The organism is Bradyrhizobium sp. 1(2017) (genome assembly GCF_011602485.2).
Taxonomy (GTDB): domain Bacteria; phylum Pseudomonadota; class Alphaproteobacteria; order Rhizobiales; family Xanthobacteraceae; genus Bradyrhizobium.
The window spans coordinates 3,235,140-3,255,902 of sequence record NZ_CP050022.2 but is presented as its reverse complement, the minus strand read 5'-3'; the positions used below and the strand labels follow the sequence as shown (position 1 = coordinate 3,255,902).

At 62.2% G+C, this 20,763-nt stretch carries 18 protein-coding genes and 1 pseudogene; 3 read left to right on the top strand and 16 right to left on the bottom strand.

The window, feature by feature from the left end; all coding sequences use genetic code 11:
- Positions 1-175 precede the first annotated feature (175 nt).
- Entirely contained in the window at positions 176-892 is a 717-nt protein-coding gene (locus HAP40_RS15065) for an SDR family NAD(P)-dependent oxidoreductase (RefSeq protein ID WP_166817073.1), read from the top strand.
- A gap of 202 nt (positions 893-1,094) precedes the next feature.
- Here HAP40_RS15065 and HAP40_RS15060 read toward each other — a convergent pair whose 3' ends face one another.
- The 11 genes from HAP40_RS15060 to HAP40_RS15010 form a co-directional block, all read right to left on the bottom strand.
- Positions 1,095-1,976: a helix-turn-helix domain-containing protein gene (locus HAP40_RS15060; RefSeq protein ID WP_166817074.1), complete on the bottom strand. Its 882-nt coding sequence runs from the start codon at positions 1,974-1,976 to the stop codon at positions 1,095-1,097.
- Positions 1,977-2,422: 446 nt separating this feature from the next.
- Complete coding sequence (locus tag HAP40_RS15055) at positions 2,423-3,487, bottom strand: NAD(P)H-dependent flavin oxidoreductase (RefSeq protein ID WP_166817075.1); 1,065 nt, start codon at positions 3,485-3,487, stop codon at positions 2,423-2,425.
- Between the two features lie 349 nt (positions 3,488-3,836).
- On the bottom strand, positions 3,837-4,307 hold the full coding sequence (locus HAP40_RS15050; protein ID WP_166817076.1) for a hypothetical protein: 471 nt from the start codon (positions 4,305-4,307) through the stop codon (positions 3,837-3,839).
- The gene (locus tag HAP40_RS15045) at positions 4,291-5,208 is read right to left on the bottom strand and encodes a DUF2950 domain-containing protein (RefSeq protein ID WP_166817077.1); all 918 of its coding nucleotides are present in this window, start codon (positions 5,206-5,208) and stop codon (positions 4,291-4,293) included. The genes HAP40_RS15050 and HAP40_RS15045 overlap by 17 nt, the downstream gene beginning before the upstream one ends.
- Complete coding sequence (locus tag HAP40_RS15040; RefSeq protein WP_166817078.1) at positions 5,205-6,902, bottom strand: DUF3300 domain-containing protein; 1,698 nt, start codon at positions 6,900-6,902, stop codon at positions 5,205-5,207. Before HAP40_RS15040 ends, HAP40_RS15045 begins: the two co-directional genes overlap by 4 nt.
- Before the next feature lie 160 nt (positions 6,903-7,062).
- Positions 7,063-8,946, bottom strand: coding sequence for a sensor histidine kinase (locus tag HAP40_RS15035; RefSeq protein ID WP_246741098.1), 1,884 nt, complete (start codon positions 8,944-8,946; stop codon positions 7,063-7,065).
- A gap of 94 nt (positions 8,947-9,040) precedes the next feature.
- Positions 9,041-9,325 carry a hypothetical protein gene (locus HAP40_RS15030; protein ID WP_166817079.1) on the bottom strand — a complete coding sequence of 95 codons (285 nt, stop codon included), beginning with the start codon at positions 9,323-9,325 and terminating at the stop codon, positions 9,041-9,043.
- Complete coding sequence (locus HAP40_RS15025; RefSeq protein WP_246741099.1) at positions 9,322-9,996, bottom strand: DUF2092 domain-containing protein; 675 nt, start codon at positions 9,994-9,996, stop codon at positions 9,322-9,324. Before HAP40_RS15025 ends, HAP40_RS15030 begins: the two co-directional genes overlap by 4 nt.
- 194 nt (positions 9,997-10,190) lie before the next feature.
- Entirely contained in the window at positions 10,191-10,604 is a 414-nt protein-coding gene (locus HAP40_RS15020; protein WP_166817080.1) for a hypothetical protein, read from the bottom strand.
- An 18-nt stretch (positions 10,605-10,622) separates the two neighbouring features.
- A complete protein-coding gene (locus tag HAP40_RS15015; protein WP_166817081.1) occupies positions 10,623-11,855 on the bottom strand; it encodes an HlyD family secretion protein in 1,233 nt (410 codons plus the stop codon).
- Positions 11,848-12,258: a hypothetical protein gene (locus tag HAP40_RS15010; protein WP_246741366.1), complete on the bottom strand. Its 411-nt coding sequence runs from the start codon at positions 12,256-12,258 to the stop codon at positions 11,848-11,850. The genes HAP40_RS15015 and HAP40_RS15010 overlap by 8 nt, the downstream gene beginning before the upstream one ends.
- A gap of 165 nt (positions 12,259-12,423) precedes the next feature.
- Between HAP40_RS15010 and HAP40_RS15005 the strand changes: the two genes are divergently transcribed.
- Both HAP40_RS15005 and ppk2 read left to right on the top strand, forming a co-directional pair.
- A complete protein-coding gene (locus tag HAP40_RS15005; RefSeq protein WP_166817083.1) occupies positions 12,424-12,876 on the top strand; it encodes a hypothetical protein in 453 nt (150 codons plus the stop codon).
- Positions 12,877-12,897: 21 nt separating this feature from the next.
- Positions 12,898-13,698 (top strand): polyphosphate kinase 2, encoded by an 801-nt coding sequence (ppk2, locus tag HAP40_RS15000; protein WP_166817084.1) that lies wholly within the window; start codon positions 12,898-12,900, stop codon positions 13,696-13,698.
- A gap of 43 nt (positions 13,699-13,741) precedes the next feature.
- Here the strand turns inward: ppk2 and HAP40_RS14995 are convergent, their stop codons facing one another.
- The 5 genes and pseudogenes from HAP40_RS14995 to HAP40_RS14975 form a co-directional block, all read right to left on the bottom strand.
- Complete coding sequence (locus HAP40_RS14995) at positions 13,742-14,176, bottom strand: hypothetical protein (protein ID WP_166817085.1); 435 nt, start codon at positions 14,174-14,176, stop codon at positions 13,742-13,744.
- Between the two features lie 23 nt (positions 14,177-14,199).
- Positions 14,200-15,900 carry an aspartate:alanine exchanger family transporter gene (locus tag HAP40_RS14990; protein ID WP_166817086.1) on the bottom strand — a complete coding sequence of 567 codons (1,701 nt, stop codon included), beginning with the start codon at positions 15,898-15,900 and terminating at the stop codon, positions 14,200-14,202.
- An 18-nt stretch (positions 15,901-15,918) separates the two neighbouring features.
- Entirely contained in the window at positions 15,919-18,672 is a 2,754-nt protein-coding gene (locus tag HAP40_RS14985) for a decarboxylase (RefSeq protein ID WP_166817087.1), read from the bottom strand.
- 135 nt (positions 18,673-18,807) lie between these two features.
- Entirely contained in the window at positions 18,808-20,511 is a 1,704-nt protein-coding gene (locus HAP40_RS14980; RefSeq protein WP_166817088.1) for a SulP family inorganic anion transporter, read from the bottom strand.
- A 44-nt stretch (positions 20,512-20,555) separates the two neighbouring features.
- Positions 20,556-20,678 (bottom strand): annotated as a pseudogene (locus tag HAP40_RS14975) (DUF1275 domain-containing protein); the annotation flags it as partial.
- Between the last annotated feature and the right edge of the window lie 85 nt (positions 20,679-20,763).

Sequence of the window (20,763 nt, the reverse complement as noted above, 5' to 3'; positions counted from 1 at the left end):
CAAGATCTATCCCCCGCCTTCGAAATGAGCACGTTCGTTTGCCGCATCTCGCTTGGATTCTGCGCTGGCATCGTCACGAAAAGCTGAAGCGCGCGTCCGAAAAACCCAAGACGATCTACACATCCATCGTCAGACTTGTGCTCGCTTTTTGGTACACATCAACGAGGGCGGCACGATGGATCAAGCTGAGAAAGTTGTCATAGTAACGGGCGCCTCTCGGGGAATTGGCGCCGGAATAGTCCAGCGGCTCCTCGCGAAGGGCTATGGAGTCGTAGCCTGTTCACGAACGATCGCGACAACCGGTCAACCAAACCTGGCCGAAGTCGCCGGTGACATCTCTCAGCCAGAAACGGCCTCGTTGGTCGTCAGGACAGCGAAACAGCGCTTCGGACGCGTGGACACTCTCGTTAATAATGTCGGAGCCTTTCTGCCAAAACCTTTTACCGAGTACACCGAGAGCGAATTTGCGACGCTCGCGCAAGTAAACCTCGGAGGCTTCTTTCACGTCACGCAGCGAGCCATCGTGGAAATGCTCAATCGAGGGAGCGGACACATCGTCAACATGACGTCCAGTCTTCTGGCCGAGCAGCCATTGAAAAGCCTCCCCGCGGCCATGACAGCGATCACCAAGGGTGGACTCAACGCCGTGACGCGATCCCTCGCGATCGAATATGCGGACAAGGGTATCCGCGTGAACGCAGTGGCTCCCGGAGCGATCCGCACCCCAATGCACGCGATCGATACACACGCCGCCCTCGCAACGCTACACCCAATGGGCCGCATCGGCGAAATTGAGGAAATCGCCGACGCAGTACTCTATCTCGAAGGCGCCGCTTTCGTCACCGGAGAGATCTTGCACGTCGATGGCGGAGCTCACGCCGGTCGCTGGTGAGCGAATTTGACATCCGAATATCAGGCGGACGCTGTTGAGCGATCGGCGCTCTGCCTGGATTCGCAGGAACCGATCATCCCGATGCCGATTCCGGAAGCACCATGGATTTATCGACGTTTCGGACCGGCGCCGAAAGTTTGAAACCTGCGTTTGTCACGGCGGCGGCAAGCCGCACGCGCGCGGAATCTCAAAGCCGCTCGCTTCAAACGCTCCGCTGAACGACAAAATTGGCCTCTGTCATTCTTCCAGTACCCTCGCGTATCTCGTGGGCGAAGAATTCCGTAGGTCCTTCGCCGATGATGCCCCTGAACTCTCTGGCGAGATGCGACTGATCGGCCAAATCGCAAGCGCATGCGATCTCAGCCCATGACAACCCCTTGCGCCGCTCGGCCACAATCTTCTCGATGCGCGCAAGGCGTGCGAACTGCTTCGGAGGCATTCCAAATGTAGCGTTGAAAGATCGCGATAACTGCCTTGTGCTGACGTTCAGCATCGATGCGACCTGCTTCATCGGCAACGTCGGATTTCTTCTAAGGCAGGATGCGGCGTGAGAAGCCAAGCTGTCCCGCTCTGGTCGGGCGCGCCGAATCAAGAAGGCTTCAACGGTTGCAATCCTCTCAGAGCTATTGCGCGCCCCGGCGAGAAGTTCGTCGCATGCCGATACATCGCCGCGACTAAAGATGTTTCCCAGGTGAATGTTGGCATTTGCAAATTGGCCGAGTGGCGCGCTGACGACGCGGTTGGCCGCGTCGGGCCGCAGACACACTATGACGAATCCAAGCGCCCCCGTCGGCTGAAGCGTGAGAGACGAGGATTGGATCTGGGTTGCGCATTTGTACGGTAAGATTCGTCCTCCCTGACGGACGAGCGCCGGCGCTCTGTATTGCGCCATCAACAGCAGAGACGTGCCAGGCGCCCATTTGATGGTGAACGCTTTGGCCGTTTCGCTATCAGGAATGTCCAGATCCCAGATCGCATCAATGATACCCGTCAGCAATTTTGGGCGGAAACATCGAATGGAGCCGGCGCCAATCGCAGCTGGCTCTCGCGTTCCGAAGTCAGTGGAATGGTCGATGAAGTTCATGGGGCTCGTACCTTGCCAATGCCTTCTCAGTGTTCGCGAGCTAGCACATTTGGCATCAAATCCCGGACCACAATTGCGGTTCAAGCCACTGGAAGCTGAATGTCACAGGAAGTTGACAATTTTGTCCGAAATGCACCAAGGCCGAAAGGGCTCCGACGCCGGAATGCCTGTTTGGCAGAGAGACAGCAGCCGCTGTCCAATTGCAGCTCTCCCACCGCGGACAGGCATGCTGCGTTTTGCAGGTGTTGAAATACAAGGCCGCAACTGCGACCGCGAACCGCCAATCTTGACAAGAATAGCAGCGCTGGTTGTGAATTGCGGCGCCCGCGACATATTCCGGAAACTCTGAGCGACCCGGTTGGGATGCTCCATGTGGTTCAACCGATGCGACGGGCTTGCCGTTGACGCCGCACGACGTGGCAGGAGGCTGTATCGCGAACGAGGCTCTACAAGTGTCGCTCACCCGACTTCGACAACCATATCGTCAGTTCCGCGGCCGACAGTTCCGGGCTTAGCCGCGCAGCCTGACCGCACCATAAAGGCATGAAGTCTGTGCTGCCATGCGGCTCAGAAGCGGCGCGCAAGGGCGCCAAAGGGCTCGCGGCGAGGGGAAAGGCCGGTACATTCTTCGCAATTGGACCAAGCTCTCGAACGATCCTCGTCTCGCACACGCGGGCCGGCCGCCCGGTAAAGACATTTGTGACCAGCGTTTGCTCGGGGCGAGCAGCCTTTAGCGCCTTGCGGCACAAAGGAGAAATGTTCGCTTCCTCACAGAAGAGAAATGCAGTGCCGACCTGGACCGCGGCAGCTCCCAACGCGAATGCAGCGGTGACTCCCCTGGGATCTGCGATACCGCCGGCTGCTATGACTGGCACTTTCACCGCGTCGACGATCTGCGGGACTAATGCCATCGTGCCGATTTGCGCGTCAAGTTTGTGTCGGAGGAACGTTCCGCGATGCCCTCCAGCCTCGAGGCCCTGGGCGATAATGGCATCGCAACCGGCTTCCTCAAGCCACTCCGCTTCTTCGACGGTCGTCGCCGACGATAGGATCTTTGCGCCGGTGTTGCGTACTCGCTTCAGAAGATGTTTGGGCGGAAGGCCGAAGTGAAAGCTGACGACCTCAGGCGCAAGTTCTTCCAAGAGCGTGCAATGGGCACTCCCGAATGTCGACAATTGAATGCTGGAACGGCTTGGCTCGGATGCGAGGCCGAGCTCGCTATAGTACGGCCTCAAACGCTGAACCCAGGCCTCCTCCTGCTCCGGGTTCGCCATCGGTTGTTCATGGCAAAGAAAATTCAGACTTATAGGTTTCGACGTCTGCCGTCGAATCTTGGCGACAATATCTCGCGTCTCTTCTGCACCCAAATGAGACGCAGGAAGCGAACCTAGCCCGCCCGCTTCCGCGACTCCAATTATCATCTCGGCCGTAACAGCACCCAGCATTGGCGCTTGAATGATCGGAACTTCGATTCCTAGCAGATCAACAATTGACTGGCTTTGGAAGCTCATGTCTCTTTCATCTCTCTTTTTGATTTGCTTTGTGAATCTGTTACCGGTAATCGGATTGCGATGGGCCGGATCACGGCATCGATCCCACCAGTGGTCCTTCGCTGCGCAACAGCCAACGAGGCCGCTTCCAGCTGCGAGCTATTGCCGGCAATCTTGAGCCCGGCAAATCGCTGCCACCAATGTGACGGTCCCTGTGAACAACGTCTTGGTGCTTTCGGACATGCGCTTCAGCTTTCCGTGAAAGCTTATCGGCTTCGACTGTGTGTCTCGGTCGGCCGCCCTTCCGGTGCAAGCGACGGACAGGTCAAAATGTCCGGCCCTGAACTTCGGTGACGCGACCTCATGCTGCCTATCGCAGAAAGATGGTGATTCGGCTGATATTGGCCGCCAGCTCGAGCCCCGCCTTGGGGCCTTGCAGCACGATCGTCACGCCCTTCTCATTGCGGAGGTGGACGCCGTTGACGCCGCCGACCAGAGCGAAACCGCCGCCGACGGAGCTGTAGGTGCCGGCGAAGTCGCCGACCTCGCGGATCCCCGAAGCCCAGCCATCGAGCCGGCCGATCGTCGCGCCGACCGTTATGCCGAAACTGACACCGCTGATCCTGAACGGATAGGCCTTGCCGCGATATGTCAGCACACCATTTCCGGCGCCGCCGCCGACCACAAGGCCGGCCTTGACGATCTTGGCCCTGACGTGACCGGTCGCCTGCGCGAAGGACGGCGGCGTCGGCAGGGTCAGCCCGAGCACCAGCAGGAGGAGCGTCACGAGGCGGAACGCGGGCCGGCGCGTGGGCGTGCGCCCTTCAGGGTTTTGCCGCATCGACCTTCTTCCAAGTCTCATCGGGATCGAACAGCGTGGTGCGCTCGGCGACGAACTCCGTGCGCTTGCCGAGATCCTTCTGAAAGACGGTGCCGTCGTGATTGACCAGGAAGGTCATGATGCCCGAATTGCCGTACTCCGCTGGCCAGGCGATCAGGGCAAAGCCGCCGATCATCTTGCCCTTGACGACGTAGTTGAGTGCGCCGCCGGGCGCATCCCGTCCCTGCCCTTTGAGGATGTGGAAGTAGTAGCCGTGATAGGGCGCTGGTCCGACGTCGCCTGCGCGGTAGCCCTCCTTCGAGGCCTCGGCCGCCAGCGCGCCAAGCGGGCTCGGATCGTTGTCGTCGCGCCAGAACAGGCCGTCCTTCTTGCCGGGCGATGAGACGATGCGCTGCGCATAGACGCCGGCGCCCTCGCCGCGGTCCTTGTCGGCATATTCGTTCTGCGCATCGACAATGGCGAGCGCGGTCTGGATCGCGTCGAGCTCGTTGCGTCCGATGCGCCGGCGCAACACCTCGATGCGTCCCTCGGCGGTGTCGAATTCCCAGCCGGCCTTGGAGTTGACCAGCGGAATCGGGAACGGGAAATCGTCCGGTCCCAGCATCAGGGTCGCGGTCTTGTTGCCCTCGGCCTTGATGCCGTGCTTGGCGTCATACATCGACGTGAAGCGCTGGCGGATGTCGTTGTCGGCGATCTCGTCGCCGGAGGAAACGATGTCGTCCGCAGCGCGCCCAAGCACTTTCAGGATGTCGCTTGGTCCGTTCTTGACCGCGGCTGCGAGCGCAGCCGCCGCATCCTCCGGCGTTTTGAAGGACTGCTGGGCCTGTGACAAAGAGCCGAACATCACCAGCGTGACGATGCCCGGCATTACCGCGCGGCGGAACGATCTCAGACCAGTCATGGCGTCACCTCCGCAGGAATCTTCGCGCCGCCGGCGAGCCAGTCGCGGTAGGTGCGGAATGTCAGTCCGAGTTTTTCGTAATGGACACGCAGATATCCGTCGCTGCCGCGCGTCACGGCGGCAGGCATGACTTGCTCGACCTCCTGCGCCATGACGCCGACATAGGCCTTGTCGCTGCCGATATAACTGAAGCGATAGTAGCCGAGGCCGTTACCGAGATGGCCGAGCAGGACGACATCATGCTTCAATGCGATATCGGAGCGTCGGCCGCCGCCACCTCCGCGGCCGCCTCCGCCGCCTCCACCGCGGAAGCCACCGCCGCCGCCACCACGCATCGCCATTCCGCCGCCGCCGCCACGGCCGGCCATGCTCGGTCCGCCGCCACCTCGCGGCATGCTCGCCATGCTGGATCGTCCACGCGCCGACGCCGCTGCCGCAGACCGGCCGGACGAGACATTCATCGCTCCGCCGCGATTGCCGCCACCACGGTTGGCAGCAGCACCGCCGCCGGCGCGGTTCGCGGCCTTGGCGCGATCTCCGCTACCCTTGCTTGCTCCCTTGGCCCGGTCGCCGCCGCCCTTGGCACGATCCGCGGCCCCAGCGCGATCGCCACCGCCGGGCCGATCGCCGCGGTTGCCGGCCCGATCACCTGCGCGATCGCCAGCACGATCACCCGGCCCGCCACGATCGCCAGCGCGGTCGCCCGCACGATCACCGGCGCGATCTCCCGCGCCCTGATTGGGACGCAGAACCTGGTTGCCGTCACGACCGCGAAAATCCATCCGGTCCGACGCGCCGGCCCTGATGTTGTTGTTGCCGAAGCGCTGCTGGACATTGACGTTGTTGTAGCGCACGCCCTGGCGGTGCGCCGGATTGTGCTGCCAGCCGTTGCCAATGTTAGTAGTACGGTGATTGACATAGACGTTGCGGTTGCCCCAGTTGCAGCCGCCGCCCCAGTAATTGCCCCAGCGCCCGATCGCCCAGGCCGTGCCGAAGGCGAGGCCGGCCGCGATCACTCCGGCGCCGATATAGGACGGGTAACCCCAATAATAGGGCGGATACTCTGCATAGGGCCAGCTGCCGTAGACGGTCGCCGGATCGTAATACGGCACGTACATGGCCGCAGGATCGGTCTGCTGGATCACGACGACCTGCTTGCCTTCCTGAGACTGGACACTGACCTTCTGCTGCTTGGTCGTGACCAGCTTCTTGTTGTCATAGGCCTTGGTGCGCAAACGCTGGATCGCATCCATCACGTCGGGCTGCTGCGCGAGAAAGGCGTCGCCAAGCTTCTGGGTCCATTCGAGTTGGTCGCTCATCATGGTCAGAACGGAAGCGGTGCTGGCCAGCGCCTTGACGCTGTCATCCCAGCCCTGCTTGTCCACCTCGGTCTTCAGTGCGTCACCTTTGAGGCTCTTGCGCTCCTTCAGCCAGCGGTCAGCCTGCACCACCTCGAGCGGATAGGTCGAGGCGGCCAGAACGTTGGCAAGGAGTTCATCCGGATAGAGCGCAATCGGGGCTACGAGAGCCTCGAGCTGCTCGGGCTTCAGAAGCTCGGCCGACGGCGCCGGCGGGCTCGCCGGCTGTGCCTGCGAAGTCGGGGCCGCAGGCGTCGTTGGGGTCTGCGCCGTTGCAGCGAACGAAGTCGCCATTGTGAACGCAAGCGCCATCAGGACCTTGCCGCAGCGAAACATCACATCCTCCTTCGCACTTCAGCTTCGGAAGATCGAGCCAGATCGGAGGCGTTCGTTGATCAAGATCAACGAAACGAGACTGCTGCAGCGCAAGAGCAAGCTCTCATTCGATCAGTTCGGCATCCATCAGGAGGTCAATACGCCGACCGCGGGCATTCGGTCAGCTCGCGATCGGAAGCCGGATCGTGAACAGGGCGCCACCCGCGGCATGGTTTGCCGCGACAATTTCGCCGTGATGGGCCTCGATAATGGTTTTGGCGATCGCGAGTCCCATTCCCATGCCTTGCGGCTTGGTCGTAAAGAACGGATCGAAGACGTTGGCGAGGTCGGTCGCGGCTATTCCGGGTCCGGTATCGGCAATCCTGATTTCAGCCTGATGGCCGGCCAGGAGGGTTGAGACGCTGACCTCTCGCTTTCCGGCGTCTGCATCGGACACCGAATCCATCGCGTTGATGATCAAATTCAGGATGACCTGCTGAAGCTGGACCGGATCGCCCCTGACGTGGAGATCAGCCAGGACAGGCACGTATGTCAAAGCGATGCGGCGCCCGTCGGCGACGGCCTTCACAAGGCCGAGCGCTTCGCGAACGGTATCGTTGAGCTCGATGTCCTTGACCTCGAAGGGCGACTTTTTCAGAACTGAGCGCAGCCTGCGGATCACCTCGCTTGCCCGATGATCGTCGCGCCTGATGTCGGCGAGAATCTGACGAACTTCGTTGATGTCGGGCGAATTGGCGCTGAGGATGAGTTCCGCCGTCTCGGCATTGGTCAGGATGGAGCCGAGCGGCTGGTTCAGTTCGTGGGCGATGGACGTGGTCAACTCGCCGACAGCGGAATAGCGATTGGCGTGAGCGAGTTCGGCCAGACGCTGGCGCGATTCGACCTCGGCAAACCGCCGCCGCCGCCGCTCGTGCAGCAGCCCGCTGATGAGACCAGCCTGCACCAGGAATACCGCTGCGATCATCAACATTTGCCAGCGATAGCGCTGCCAGATGTTCGGCTCGCGAAACAGGATTTCGCTGCCGGGAGGCAAACGGGTCTCGCTGATGCCCCAGCGCCGCAATTCCCGCCAATCATATCGCGGCGCCGCGAAGCCGATAGGCTCGTAATTGATGCTCCCCGGTTTGGCGCCGCCGAGAACGCCGATCGCGGCGCTGACGGTCCTTGAACTCGTTTCCGTGATCCGATGCATCGGCCCACCCACGGTGCTGTCACCGAAGAACGGCTCCTGATAGGAGAAGATCGGAGCATTCGCGACTGCATGCAGGCTTCGCAGGGCGACGTCGCTCTCGTGGACAACCCCAGCCCCATCAACCGACATCAGGCCCCAAAACAGCGCAGTGTGTGGCGGGAGCTTTGCTGCGCGCTTTAGTATGTCATCGAATGAGAGATCCGAGTACCAGACCAGCTCGATCCGCTCGTCGAGAGGTTTCAGCTCCCGCTTCACCTCCTCCAGCCAGAACTTTTCCAGCGGCGAGGCTCCGACCACGACAGCAACCGACCTGGTGTCCGGCAGAACCTGCAGGATGTTCTCGAATGCGGCCAGGAAATCGTTGCGGACCGCCACGACGACGTCGTTGCCGCTGAGATCGGCGCGATTGATTAGCCGATGCTCGACCGCAGCGAGAATGAGCGGCGTGTCCGGAAACAGTCTCGCGCGGTATTTTTGGGCAAACCGGGCCGCAGGCGCGCCAATGCTCAACACGATGTCGGGCAACGCGCCCTGGTACAGCGAGTGCAGATATTCGACGAAAGGCGCCTCGGGACCGGGACTGTTGAACCGCGCCGTGAGCAGCGCGTGCTCCTGGATATCGAGGGGCCATGGCGATTGCCGCTCGAGTTGGGTCTTGATGTCGCGCGCATACTCGCTCCACGGCCTAAACTCGCGGCCAAAGGAGTGCAGCACCAGCACGCGCTTGAGCTCGCCGCCCCGGTTTCGCTCGACGGCATCGGCGCGCTTGGGCGGCAGGCACGCGGCGAGGAACACGCCGAGGCACAACAGTGCGGCCGCGGCTGGCCACGGCCTGACCGAAACACGGCACATGCGCCCGCTCAGCTCCATTCCCGCAGCTTCCACTGCTGCTTTCCAGGCAATTCTAGCGGGAATTTCGCGGGGCGGACAGGCCCAACCCGACGCCTCAGCAGCGGGTGGTGACCCGCCCATAGGCGTCCACGACCTGCACGCAGGATGGGGCGGCATAGGCGCCGGCAGCTCCCGCCGCGGCACCGACCGCAACCGCCCGGCGCGTGGTTCGACGCGCGACGCCCGCATAGCTCATCGGCGTGAGCGGACGCCCCACCCTCGCTTGTGCCTCCGAGAGCAAGGTGCCCTCACCGAGGCGAGACGTACCATTCCAGGACAGTCCGGCGGCGAAGGCGACCATTGCGGCCGCGCCGATCAATACTTTTCGCAGCACGATCATTTTTTGGCTCCTGTCGGTGTGCCCGGTGGCAGTTCGTCGAAATCGGCCATGGCGGCGGAGCTGAGCTCGATCTTTGCCGCACCGGCAGGCGCCTTGAACGTGAATGTCTCGTCGGCAAGAACGTCGGTCTTCCAGTCCTTGATCCGCAGTGTGTATTGCGGAGCGCCCGTGACCGTCTTGCTGGTGATCACATATTTGCGCGGTACGGGCTTTGCGCCTGTTTCGATCCAAATCTGCCAATCGGTGTCAGGCGTGCGGAAGGCGAGGTGCTCGCATTCGACGCCGTCGATCACACCCTGACCGACATGCTTGCCTTCAGTAACGGTGGCCGTCAGCTCGTCAAACGTGTTGGTGAGCAACAGGTCTGTGCCGGGCATGCCAAGGCCGGAATGGCTCTGCATCTCTGCGATCATCTGATCGACGGTGCCGGCCATCTCGGCTTGCATGTAGGCCTTGGCGTCGTTGCCATAAAGCGAGACGGTCTTGCCGTCATAGACCAGCTCGACGTCGGCATAGCCGCCGGTGCGCCTGACGCGCAGCTTGTCGGGCCTGCTCAGCTTGATCTGGCCGGAGCTCGCAAACTGGATTTTCTGCAGTTCGGGCGTAATTATCTCGATATCGCTGTCGAAGGACGCGGCCAGTGTTTTCTGGCCGGTCAAATAGTCTGTCATCGACTTTAGTATCTTGGCCGGGTCATCCGCTCGCGCAGGCGAGGTTGACGCCAGCAGTGTCGCTGCGCCGATTGTGAGCAATGTCGCACGAAGGGTCGTTGTTGATCTCATCGCGTATCCTCCAGGAGTGAAGGACCTTGAGGGCGCCGGCCACTCATTTGCTTGACATGAGTCAAGACCGGAACATCTTGTCGCTAGGACGCCGGGCATCTCTGATAACGGATCTCCATGTCCTCCATACCCGGGAACTGGCGGATGATGCTGTTCGCATCCAGCTCCTTGAGGCTGAACTGGACGCTGGAGAGCATCATGTCGGTGGCGCAAGCGGCAATCAGGTTGACGTTTGGCCCACTGTCTTTCCTCGCCTTGATCCGGCAGCGTGCGAATTTTCCGATGATCTGATCGCCATCGACAATGAAGCCGCCGCCATAAACATCCGACATCTCGGTAAAGCCGAGCTGGGTTCCCTTACGAGCGAACACCTTGGCGCAGTTGTCGGCGCCGGTCGCCCATGCGCCGTTGAGCTCGAGCGCATTGGCATGGCCGGTTGCCGCAAGCCCCGAGGCGAGCATGATCGCAGCGAGCGCGGCTGCTTTCCGTGTCGTCATCCTGTCATTCCCCCACACTCAATGTCCGCTCAGCACGAGCGTCTTGACCGGCAGCAGCAGCGCCTGGATGCGCAGCAACAGCGCGTGAACGAGGCCGACGGCGTCGATGGCGTGCAGTACGAATCTCCGGCCCGCGGGCGTGTCCTTGGCCGAAACCTCCTCGTGATTGCTGGTATAGGCGTTGACGATGCAGCTGCTACCCGGCGTCACACCGTCGAGACCGCCTTTGTAGAGCGGCTCCAGGAACACGAGGATGGTGCCGGGTCGAATCGCATTCTGCGCCTCGAGCAACTGCTCGCCGGAACGGAACTGTCCGGCCGCGATGTAGTCCTGCACTGTCGTGATCACCATCGGGATGATCACCCATGGCTTCGACATGCAAGTCGCTTCGGCGACCATACCCGTCTGCATCACTTGCGCCTCGATCTGGCCGAATCCGGCTTGCAGCACCTTGCGGCCCGCCTCCTCAGGAATGAGCACGCCGGCGGGGCGCATCAGCTGATTGACGACGTCGCCGGGACGAACCAGGAACTGCTCGACGCGGCCGTCGACGCCGGCGCGCACGATGGTCTTGTCGAGATCGACCTGGGCCTGATCGCGCGCGGCCTCCGCGCTGGCTTTCTGCGCAGGCAGCGAAGTCGAGACCTGCAACGCCGCCGCTTGTCTTGCGGCGTTCGCGGCATCGATGCCGGACTGGCGCTGATCGACCAGCACCTGCAGCTTGTCGATGTCACGTTGCGGGACGATGCCGGGATTGCGGCGCTGGAGCTCGCTCTTGACCTCGAGCTCGTCCTTGGCCTGCTGATAGTTGGCCTTGGCCTCGCCGACCTGCGCCTCGGCCTTGATTACGTCGGCCTGGGCCGTCTGCATTGTGGCGTCGACCTCAGCCACCTTCCGCTTCGCCGTCTCGAGCGCAGCCTTCTGCTTGGAGTCATCAAGCGTAAACAGCACGTCGCCCTTCTTCACGGCCTGGGTGAACTTGACATTCACCTCTGCCACGCGGCCTGAACCTTCGGGCAGGATCGGCACGGTGCGGAAATAGAGCGTGGCCGATGACGTCGAGGGGTGGAAGTAGAAGATCACTGTGATCAGCGACACCGTCAGCATCAGGCAGCCGGTGATGCCCCAGCGCAGCTCGTACCAAACGGAGAAGAAGGTGATCTCCTTGCCGAACCGCTTGCCCTGGACGTAGCGGCGGTAGAGATAGTCCGGCAGGATCGTCACCAGGGAGCAGATCATCAGCTCAAGCATGGCTGGGCTCCTTCCTGATGCTATCCTGCGCAGCCGCGGGGCCAGGCGCGGCCTCTACCGGCGCATCGTCCTGACCTGGCGACGCATCGGCGATCTTCTCGACGGAGTCGGCGATGCTGCGCAGCGGCGTTCCAAAATCAGGAATGTCGATCAGGGCGAGCAGGAGGCCTGCAACCCAGAAGATGTGCAGGTGCGTGAACAGCGAGATCAGGCCGAGCACCGCGACGATCTCGAACTGCAGCTTTTGTGACTTGTGCGCCATGCGCTCGGGGAGGCTGTGCAGCCTCCAATAAAGCGTGCCTACCCAGAGGATGGTGCCGATCAGAAATATGCCCATCACCACCATCAGCGTATCGGTACCGCTTCCCGGTGCGAGAAAGAACGGCAGATGGTGTGGGGCCATCGGATGAAGCTGGTCGCTCAAACGTCTCTCCCGGTCAGCAAAGGTGCACTTGCGGCACTGTGTTCAGGCAGCTTCCCAATTTGCTTGATTTGAATCAAGGGAACGCCTTCCGGCCGACCTAGCGTTTTCCGGATGCTGATTGGACAATCATCAGGAGCCTCAGCCATGCCGGGCCTCGACGATCTCATCCCCAACGCCGCCCAAATTCGAAAGGAAGCCGCTCTCAAGGAGGCCGAAAAGGCGGAGCAATATGTCCGCCTCGCAGCCGCGGCCGACGCGGAGAAGCGCGCTCTGATTGAACGCCTGAGCAAACCCTCGGGCAAGAGCGAGGAGGAGAAGATCAAGCTTGCCTCGACCATCATCCAGCGCGCGGTGCGAAACGGCCTGACGGAAGTGCTCGTCTATCGCTTCCCCAACTCGCTCTGCACGGACAAGGGACGGGCCATCAATCAAATGGAGAAGGGTTGGGAGAACACCCTGACCGGAATTCCCAAGGAGATCTTCCAACTCTGGACCGACTATCTGAAACCGCGTGGCTACCGCATTTCCTATCAGATCATCGATTTCCCTGGCGGCGTGCCCGGCGATATCGGCGTGACCATCGCCTGGGATGAATGAAGCGCAGCAGGGGGAAACGGCATGGCCAAGGACGCGCCTGCGGAGCGGATGAAGCGGAAGGATTACGAGAAGGAGCTGGAAAAACTTCAGGTCGAGCTCTGTCACCTTCAGGAATGGGTGAAATCCGAGAAACTGAAGGTGATCATCATCTTCGAGGGGCGAGACGCGGCCGGCAAGGGCGGGACTATCAAGGCATTGACCGAGAAGGTGAGCCCGCGCGTGTTCCGTGTCTGCGCCCTGCCGGCGCCCTCCGACCGGCAAAAATCCCAGCTATTCCTGCAGCGCTACATCGAGCAATTCCCGGCCGGCGGCGAAATCGTGATCTTCGACCGCAGCTGGTACAACCGCGCCGGTGTTGAATATGTCATGGGCTTCTGCTCGCCGGCCGAGCACAAGCGTTTCCTGGAATTGTGCCCGTTGGTCGAGAAATTCGCGGTGGACGCCGGCATCATCCTGATCAAGCTGTGGCTTGAGGTCGGGATGGAGGAGCAGGAACTCCGCTTCCAGGCGCGCATCGAGGATCCGCTACGGCAATGGAAGCTGAGCCCGATGGACACCGAGTCTTTCGGGCGCTGGTATGACTACTCGCGCGCGCGTGACATGATGTTCGAGGCGACCGACACCAAACATGCGCCGTGGCGACTGATCCGCTCCGACGACAAGCGGCGCGCGCGGCTCAACGTCATCTCGCACATCCTGAGAACGATACCCTACAAAAAGATCAAGCGTGAGAAGGTCAAGCTGCCGGCACGGTCCCACAAGGGGCGCTACAACGACCAGGCGAGCCTGCGCGGACTGAAGTTCGTGGAGGAACGATATTGAGCAGGATTGGGCCGCGCCTTCGCGCGACCCAATCGGCGCCAGCCTATTTCAGGCGTATCGTGACGCCGCCGACCGCAGCCGACACTTCCGCGCCGACCCTTGGACCGCTGAGCTGAAGGATCACGCCATTGGCGTTCTGCAGCTGAACGGCACCCGCGCCTGCGGCGACGGCTCCGCCGGCGCCACCCACGGCATAAGAGCCTTCGATGGATTGCGGCCCCTTCAGATTGAGTGCGCGGCCGACGAACTTCGTGGTCGACGCTCCGACCGTCAGGCCGACGCTCATGCCGGAGACTGTGAAGGGATATTTCTTGCCTCGGTAAACCAGAACGCCCTCACCGCCCCCGACGCCGATGACGAATCCGCCTTTGGTAAACACGACGGCAACCTGGCCGGTGTCAGCACGCGACGGCGTACTGAATCCGGTAGCGGCTGCGATCGATGCAATCAGGACGGCGCAGATAGTAACTTTCCTCATGACGTTTCTTTCCCCTTTTGTGGTCATTGTGCAAGCAGCATCGCGAAGTAGCCGAAGATGGTAAGCAGGATGCCCGACACGGCATAGCCGACCGGGAATCCGATCCAGGGTACCGAGCTCTGGATCTCGACCGCAGCCTCGCGGCACGGGCCCGAATGAGACCGCGCCCCGGCAACGCCGCCCATCAGCACGGCGGGGTTGATCTTGAAGACATGGAACCCGATCGCCCAGACGATGAACGGCGGGATCGTGCAGGCGATGAAGCCGACAATGAAGATCTTTAGCGCGACCGCACCGGTGAGCTGCGCCAGCAACCCCGCGCCAGCATTGACGCCGACGATGGCGACAAAGACGACCAGGCCGAGATCCTCCAGCACGTTGCGCGCCGCGTTCGGCGTGTTGCCGAAGAAGCGCAGCCGCGACACCACCGAGGACACGATCACGCCCGACAGCAACAGGCCGCCGGCGTTGCCAAGGCCGACCTTGGCACCGAACGCCGGGAACTCGATCATGCCGATCAGGAAGCCGATGATCATGCCGACCGATAGGGTCAGCAAGTCAGTCGACGTGTTGGTCCGCGCAATGCGGCCCCACATCTCGCCAAGCTCGTTGACGGCAGACTTCAGACCGACCACCGAGACGATGTCCATCCGCTCCAACTTCGTCTTGAGACCAGCCGGAATCTGGACGCCACCGCGCTCGACCTTGGTCACCTGCAATTGGCCCGCGATCGCCGTGTCGCGGAAAGATTCGAAGGTACGTCCCACCATCTCCTTGTTGGTGATGAGGATGTCCGCCTGGTCCATGGGGATGCCGAGCGTCTTGGCATCGGCAACTTCCGGCCCGATCAGACCCATCTTGCCGGTGAGATGCTCGGTTGCTCCGCCAAGGGCGACAATGTCGCCCTTCTGCAGGACCAGATCGGCATCGGCCCCCTGCGGTTCGCCGTTCCGCCCGACATTGACGATCCGGTATTCCGGATTGACCATGCGGAACTTGGCAATGCTCATGCCGATTGTCGCCGGATTCTCGAGCCGGTAGGCACGCAGGCCGAACTGGCGATAACCGGTCAGGCCGCCGCCTTCGAGATCCTTGACTCCGAACTCCTGCTCGTACTGCTTCGCGGCGGCCTTGGCGTCAACTCCCCACCACCGTGGCAGATATTTGCAGATCAGGATGATGCCGACGGTACCCCAGATGTAGGTGATGCCGTAGGACAGCGCGATCATGCCGGTGGCGTCTTCCGGCTTCATGCCCTCGGGCAGCTTGACGACGCCCGACGTGACGGCCTGTTCAGCCGAACCGATCGCAGCAGACATCGTCTGCGATCCCGCCAGCATGCCGCCGGCAGCACCGGGTGGCAGAGAGAACATCTTGGCGCCCAGCACGACCAGCGTGAGGCCGAGGACGCTCGACACGACGGCGAGGACGAGGAACTTGATGCCGTCGCCCCTCAGGCTGTTGACGAAGGACGGACCGACCCGCAAGCCGACGCCGTACATGAAGAGATAGTAGAACAGGCTTTTGACAAAGTTGTTCAGCTCGAGCTTCACACCATAGCTGGACGCCCAAACCGAGAGCCCGGCCCCCACCACGATGGCGCCGGCAACCATGCCGAGGCCATAACCCTTGATGCTGGCCCGGCCGATATAGACGGCGAGACCAACGACGAAGAACAGCAGCAGATATGGATATTGCTGCAAGAACTGGAAAAACGATTGCATGTTGGTCCCCTCCAAGCCTTAAGATGCGGCCTTGAGCTTCGGCTTCGCGTCGGGCTTCGGTCGGCCGAGCTTCGCCAAAGCTTCGGTGCGCACGAGCTTCAGGCCTTCCTTGGCGTCGTAGCCGTGAATCTCCTTCACATCGAGCTTACGCATGAAGTCGATGGTCTCCTGGGTGATCACTTGGCCGGGCACCATGATCGGGAAGCCCGGTGGATACGGGATCACGAAGTTCGCCGAGACGAGCTCGGGACCGGACTTCAGCCGCCGGTCGATCTCGGGATCGTTGAGCCGGATGTGCTCGCAGCCGGCGACATCATAGGCGGCGTAGAAGCCGGTCCGGATGTCGCCCTCGTTCGTCTTGGCACCGGCATCGCCGCGGAAGCTCGGGTGGAAATGCGAGAAGTTGGGCAGATCGGGCACGTCCTTCATCAGGCTCGTCACCCGTCCCTCGAATGTCTTTCGGGCATTGGCGCCGCCCTGGGCAAGACCTCGATCGATCTCGCCCGCGATCTCGGCGAGGACGCGAACGAGATGCGCGACGTCGCTGCGGGTGTTGTTGATGTTGGACTGGACCAGGACCGAGTTGCGCGAGGTCTTGTTGACCTGGATGTTGTACTCGCTGGCGAGAAGGCCCTTGAACTGCGTCCCATCATAGCCGGCCATGCCGCACACCAGCGTCATGCGGGTGGGGTCGAGGCAGAACTCGTCGTCGTCCAGGCTCTTGAGCGTATTCGCCCAGTTGACGCCGGGAGCGAGGAAGTCGGTGAAGCCGCTCTGGCGGTATTGTGCCGGCACCATGACGTCGGCGCCGAGGATCCGGAAATATTTCGAGATCAGCGGGTTGTTGTTGACTGCCTGGCGGATTGCGAACGCGATCTCGATCGCATTGGCGACGAGGCCATAGCCTTCCAACTCCATCTGCCGCCGCGAGACGTCGAGGCTGGCGATGAGCTGCTGGTTCGGGCTGGTGGAGGCGTGGGTGAAGACGGCTTCCTTGAACTGCTGCTCGACGGTGTGGAATTCGACGTCTTTGACCGAAAGCATCGAACCCTGGCGGATGGCCGACATCGACTTGTGGGTCGAGTTGGTCTGGTAGACGCGCAGGCGGATCTGCCTCGGGTCGGGAATGAGCCGGGTCTTGAGCAGAACCTCCTCGGATGGGTTCTTGCCGAGCTCGGCCTGCTGCGCCTCGTAGGCCGCGACCGACTTCGGATCGCGCATCCATGCCTCGATCTCGTTGGCGGCGCCTAGTCCGGTGCGCCGCCGCAGGAACGGCGAGAAACGCGCGAAGCCAAACCAGGCCTCGTCCCACAGGAAGATCAAGTCCGGCTTGATGGCGAGACATTCCTCCATCACCCGGCGGGTGTTGTAGATGTGGCCGTCGAAGGTGCAGTTGGTCAGATCGACCATCTTGACGCGATCCAGCCGGCCGTCAGCCTTGGCGCCCAGCAGCGCCTGCTTGATCGTCTTCAGCGGCACCGCGCCGTACATCGAATATTCCGTCATCGGGAAGGCTTCGACATAGAGCGGTTGCGCTCCCGCCAGCACCATGCCGTAGTGATGTGACTTGTGGCAGTTGCGGTCGACGATCGCGATGTCGCCGGGCGCGAGCAGCGCCTGCACCGCCATCTTATTCGACGTCGACGTACCGTTGGTGACGAAGAAGACGCGGTCGGCGCCGAGCGCCCTTGCCGCCTTCTCCTGCGCCTTCTTGATGTTGCCGGTCGGCTCCAGCATGCTGTCGAGGCCGCCGGTGGTCGCGCTGCTCTCGGCCAAGAACAGGTTCGGCCCGTAGAACTCGCCCATGTCGCGAATCCAGTCGGACTTGAAGATCGACTTGCCGCGGGCGATCGGCAGCGCGTGGAAGGTCCCAATCGGGCGCTGGGCATATTTCTTCAGATTGTCGAAGAACGGCGTGTCGTAGCGATCCTGGATACCTTCGAGGATCGACAAGTGCAGCTCCAGAAGCTCTTCGACGGAATAGAATATGCGGCGAACCACGTCCGCCTCGGGATTGCCGGCCAGCTCTTCCACGTCGCGGTTCGAGATCATGTAGAGATCGAGCTCGGGCCTGACGCGCTTGATGATCTGGGCGAGCCGCAGCGCGGATGCGTCGGTTTCGTCGTTGAGACCGGCCGCGGCCATGATCGAACGCAGCACCGGCGCGTTGTGCCGCGAACGCAGCCCAAATCCCTCGTTGATGATGACGGCGCCGATGTTCGGATTGAGTATCGTCGCGCAGAAAGCATCTTCCAGGCTTCCTACGATAACGGGTTCATAGATGAAGGCATCGACCGGACGCCGCAGCTTGCGCCATTCGGCCGCGAGCGCCGGCCACTGGCCGGGTGACACGCCGGTTACGATCAGCGTCTCGAAATAAGGCCGGCGCGCCGCGTGGGCACCGAAGGTAGGCGGCACCAATTCCGGCGCATCGCCATTGCCGTCGTCCTTTGCGCTCCAGTCGCCGGCATGCTGGCGGAAGGACCGCGTGGCCAGCGCCTGGGCGATCCTTGTTGCAAGGGCAAACGATGTCGCACCGTCCCCGGCGGCCGCGGCCTCCCGCAGCGCCGCCATCAATTGCAGGCCCGGATAGCCGTGAAACTCCTCAGTGATCGAGAGATCAGCCAGCGCTGCGTCGTAGGCTGCGCGATGACCAACCCGGGCCCAGGTCTTGGCGGCCTCGACCAGGTCGCGCCAGTCGTCTGCCCGCGCGCCGGGGCCGGAAAAGAACTGGTCGATGCGCTTCTGCGCGGCCTTGGGCTCTTTGGACATGCGTCTCTCCCGATCCATGAGGGCAACGGTGATGCGGGATCGTGAATACGGCGCAGGTCGCTCCATTGATCCAAGTCAACGGTCATGCGCATTCCGAAAGGGGATGCTGTGCCGTTCGCAACGCAATACGACGCGTCAGGCCGTTCGTTGCGCGGTGCTCGCCTGATCATCGTCGAGCAGGCTGTCGAGCGAGCGCAGCCACTGGCCACTATCAGTCTTCTCCGCGAGTCCTTCGGCACGCAGGAGATCGCGGAGCTGCGCATGCGCCCCGACGATGCAGAAGGTGACCCCGCGTGACGCGAGTTCGTCGTGGAGGTCGTGCAGCATGCTCGCGCCCGCCAGATCGATATAGGGCGAGGCCGACAGATCGCACGCCACCAGCCGGACGTCCGGCCACCTCCGCAGCGCCGTCATGACGGTTTCCAGGATCGTCTCGGCATTGATGTAGAGCAGTGACGCTTCGGGCCGGAAGGCGATGATTCCGACCAGGGGCTCGACACCCTCATGCCTCGCAATGTCCGAATATCGGCCGCTCCCCGGCAACCGGCCCAGGAACGCGACATTCGGCCGCGAGGCCCGCGCCAGCAGCAGGAAGATCGACGCGATCGACGCCAGCAAGACGCCCTGGAGGATGCCGAGCAGCAGCACGGAGATCAGGGCAATCGCCGCCGCATAGAAATCGATCCGGCTGACCCGCCACATTCGCAGCAGCGCGCGAATATCGACCAGCCTGTAAACGGCGGCGAAGACGATCGCGGCGAGCACCGCCTTGGGCAGGTTGGTCAGCAGCCCCGTGAAGAACAACAGGCACAGCCCGAGCGTCACCGAACAGATCACCAGCGCCAGCGGCGTCCGCGCCCCGGCGTTGTCGTTGACGGCCGATTGCGACAGGCCTCCGGCAACGGGATAGCCATGGCCGAAAGCAGCGGCAAGGTTCGCCGCGCCCAATCCCAGGAACTCCTGGCGAACGTCGAGTGGATAACCGTGTTTGGCGGCAAAGCTGCGGGCCGCCGACACGCCTTCGATATAGGCCAGCAGAACACAACCTGCGGCGAGCGGAAACAGATCGTCGAATTCCAGCAGGCCGAATGTTGGGATCGCCAGCGCCGGCAGCCCTTCCGGTATCTTCCCGGTGACGGGCACACCGAGCGCCGGGAGGCCCAGAAGTGTTGCCAGAATGATTGCAAGCGCAACGATGGTGATGCCGACGGGCTTTCCTGGAAAATGCCGCTCGCCAAGCAGGAGCAACAAGAGCGCGACCGCGCCGATGCTCAGCACCAGCGGGTCGATGCCGCCGAGCTGCCCGACCAACTTGATGGCGCGATCGAAGAAATTGTGGCCGCCCCCCGCGACCCCGAGCAGGCTCGGCAATTGGCTCATGATGATGGTGAGCCCAGCTCCCGCCTTGAAGCCGACCAGAATACTGTCGCTGACGAGCCGGACCAAGACGCTGAGCTTGAAAAGCCAGGCGATCAGGCACAGCACCGCCACGGCAAAGGCCGCGAGGCTCGCGATCTGAGCGTAGCGCACCGCATCTCCTCCGGCCAGCGCACCGACCGTGCCTGCAATCATCAGGGAGATTGCCGAGGTCGGCCCGATCGCGAGCTGGCGCGATGACCCGAGCAGGGCGTAGCCGATGCCGCCCAGCATGTAGCCATAGACGCCGATCTGCGGCGGCAGGCCAGCCAGCGCGGCATAGGCGAGCGAGACCGGGATGGCGTAAGCGGCCAGCGTGACGCCGGCGATCGCGTCGGATGGCAGCCACTCACGTCGGTAGGCTGCAAGCCACCCAGCGGGCGGGAAGAATCGCGTCCAAACGGGATCGGGAGGCGAATTCATCAGGTCACCCCACGTGGCGTCGCTTCGCAGCGCAGCAGAACGATCAACACGCCGTGGATGATCCAGGTATAGGCGTCGATGTAGCCGCCCGCGAAGGCGAGCAACAGGACGATCTCGACCGATCCATCGCGGCGGACCGCGCCGACAGCGACGTCCATCGGACTCATGTCGGTAGTGAGGGCTGTCGCAAACACTTCATCAAGTCATAGGGATCGTTCCGTCCCCGTCGGAGCTTGATCTGGATCAAGCAAT

Coding starts and splice junctions, on each gene's coding strand:
- HAP40_RS15065 (WP_166817073.1), top strand. CDS start 176: ATGGATCAAGCTGAGAAAGTTGTCATAGTAACGGGCGCCTCTCGGGGA.
- HAP40_RS15060 (WP_166817074.1), bottom strand. CDS start 1,976: ATGAACTTCATCGACCATTCCACTGACTTCGGAACGCGAGAGCCAGCT.
- HAP40_RS15055 (WP_166817075.1), bottom strand. CDS start 3,487: ATGAGCTTCCAAAGCCAGTCAATTGTTGATCTGCTAGGAATCGAAGTT.
- HAP40_RS15050 (WP_166817076.1), bottom strand. CDS start 4,307: ATGCGGCAAAACCCTGAAGGGCGCACGCCCACGCGCCGGCCCGCGTTC.
- HAP40_RS15045 (WP_166817077.1), bottom strand. CDS start 5,208: ATGACTGGTCTGAGATCGTTCCGCCGCGCGGTAATGCCGGGCATCGTC.
- HAP40_RS15040 (WP_166817078.1), bottom strand. CDS start 6,902: ATGTTTCGCTGCGGCAAGGTCCTGATGGCGCTTGCGTTCACAATGGCG.
- HAP40_RS15035 (WP_246741098.1), bottom strand. CDS start 8,946: ATGTGCCGTGTTTCGGTCAGGCCGTGGCCAGCCGCGGCCGCACTGTTG.
- HAP40_RS15030 (WP_166817079.1), bottom strand. CDS start 9,325: ATGATCGTGCTGCGAAAAGTATTGATCGGCGCGGCCGCAATGGTCGCC.
- HAP40_RS15025 (WP_246741099.1), bottom strand. CDS start 9,996: ATGACAGACTATTTGACCGGCCAGAAAACACTGGCCGCGTCCTTCGAC.
- HAP40_RS15020 (WP_166817080.1), bottom strand. CDS start 10,604: ATGACGACACGGAAAGCAGCCGCGCTCGCTGCGATCATGCTCGCCTCG.
- HAP40_RS15015 (WP_166817081.1), bottom strand. CDS start 11,855: ATGCTTGAGCTGATGATCTGCTCCCTGGTGACGATCCTGCCGGACTAT.
- HAP40_RS15010 (WP_246741366.1), bottom strand. CDS start 12,258: ATGGCCCCACACCATCTGCCGTTCTTTCTCGCACCGGGAAGCGGTACC.
- HAP40_RS15005 (WP_166817083.1), top strand. CDS start 12,424: ATGCCGGGCCTCGACGATCTCATCCCCAACGCCGCCCAAATTCGAAAG.
- ppk2 (WP_166817084.1), top strand. CDS start 12,898: ATGGCCAAGGACGCGCCTGCGGAGCGGATGAAGCGGAAGGATTACGAG.
- HAP40_RS14995 (WP_166817085.1), bottom strand. CDS start 14,176: ATGAGGAAAGTTACTATCTGCGCCGTCCTGATTGCATCGATCGCAGCC.
- HAP40_RS14990 (WP_166817086.1), bottom strand. CDS start 15,900: ATGCAATCGTTTTTCCAGTTCTTGCAGCAATATCCATATCTGCTGCTG.
- HAP40_RS14985 (WP_166817087.1), bottom strand. CDS start 18,672: ATGTCCAAAGAGCCCAAGGCCGCGCAGAAGCGCATCGACCAGTTCTTT.
- HAP40_RS14980 (WP_166817088.1), bottom strand. CDS start 20,511: ATGAATTCGCCTCCCGATCCCGTTTGGACGCGATTCTTCCCGCCCGCT.